Below are 1,117 nucleotides of genomic sequence, written 5' to 3'. Positions count from 1 at the left end.
CCCCCCCCCCCCCCCCCCCCCACAAGGGTCAGGCCTGGTTCTGCTCGGTCAACCGCTGCACCGCCAGCCGCCGATAATGAGAAGGCGTCATGCCCTTGAGTTGCTGGAAGCGCCGGTTGAAGTTGGAAATATTGTTGAAGCCCGACTCGAAGCACACATCGGTCACCGGTTTATCGCCATCGGCCAGCAACTCGCAGGACTTGCTGATGCGCAGTCGGTTGACGAATTCGATGAAGCAACGCCCCGTGGCTTGCTTGAAAACGCGGCTGAAATAGGTGGGTTTCATGCCCAGGTGCTCGGCGACTTCTTCCAGGGGCAATTCCCGCGCGTAGTGGGCGAAGATGTAATCCACCGCGCGGTTGGTGCGGTCAATGCTGTGCTCGTCCGCCGCCTGTGGCGTGGTGGCGCCCGAAAGCAGTTGGAAGTCTTCGCAGGCCGCCAGCAGCTCCATCAGGATGAAAAAGTAGCCCAGCCGGCTCATGCCCTGGGCATCGGCGATGCGTTGCATCAACGTCATGGCCTGGCGGATGGTGCGCTTGCAGCGAAATTCGATGCCGTGCTGGGCACGTTCCAGCAGCGGTGCGAGGGTCTTGAGCTCGGCGAACACCTGGTTGCCGCTTTCAAACAGCTCATCGGTGAAGTTCACCAGCATGTCGCGCTTGGGCACCACTTCGTCCTCCGCCACCTGGCTGATCCAGTTGTGGGGCAGGTTGGGGCCGGTAAGGAACAGTGACTGCGGGGAAAAATTGCCGATGTAGTCGCCGATGAAGACCTTGCCCGAACTGGCGACGATCAGGTGCAGCTCGTATTCCTTGTGGAAATGCCAGCGCACCAGCGGGCAAGGAAAACCGTGCTGGCGATAAATGATGGACAGCCCGTTGTGGTCGTCCATCAACTCGTAGGAAGGGTCGGTGACTCTGGCTGTGCGGGTCATGGGCCTGGCGCTTTTGTTGTTATCGCCGCTGGATAATGCCCCCTTCGCCGTCCGGGTTCCAGCCCCGGGATGAAGGCCGGTTCAGCTGTTGCGGTTCTTTTCTTCAATCCACTGGGACATGTATTGGGTGCTCTTGTGCTGGTGATGGCGCAGCATGCTGCCGGTGAAGTTGTCCCGGCGGCG

General features: G+C 60.5%; 1 protein-coding gene. It reads right to left on the bottom strand.

Translation table 11 applies throughout. The features are described 5' to 3' along the window. Positions 1-28: 28 nt before the first annotated feature. On the bottom strand, positions 29-934 hold the full coding sequence (locus ACE04F_RS21545) for a helix-turn-helix domain-containing protein (protein WP_486107769.1): 906 nt from the start codon (positions 932-934) through the stop codon (positions 29-31). Between the last annotated feature and the right edge of the window lie 183 nt (positions 935-1,117).

The organism is Pseudomonas sp. AGC41, from assembly GCF_057334555.1.
Note: the sequence above shows the minus strand (reverse complement) of the source record. Positions and strands in the feature narration are given on the sequence as shown.